Source organism: uncultured Shewanella sp. (assembly GCF_947491715.1).
In the GTDB taxonomy this organism is placed as follows: domain Bacteria; phylum Pseudomonadota; class Gammaproteobacteria; order Enterobacterales; family Shewanellaceae; genus Shewanella.
The window spans coordinates 1-206 of record NZ_CANLKR010000171.1 but is presented as its reverse complement, the minus strand read 5'-3'; the positions used below and the strand labels follow the sequence as shown (position 1 = coordinate 206).

1 protein-coding gene is annotated in these 206 nt (G+C 50.0%); it reads right to left on the bottom strand.

Translation table 11 applies throughout. The features are described 5' to 3' along the window. A partial coding sequence (locus Q0779_RS23960) for a hypothetical protein (RefSeq protein ID WP_298776782.1) occupies window positions 1–206 on the bottom strand: 206 nt, incomplete at both ends.

Sequence of the window (206 nt, the reverse complement as noted above, 5' to 3'; positions counted from 1 at the left end):
GCTTGGAATTTATCTTCCAGCGCATCCACATCACCCGTGGCAATGGCCTCGATGAGCATAGTGACGTTAATGTCTGCGGCATCTAACAGATCACCAAAATCCCCTAAGTCGGGTAGATATTCGGTTACACCGCTGGCAGCACCGGATTGCGCGGCCTTGGCCATGTCCCAGGATTGGCTTAAAAAAGACTGATTATTAAATGCCTG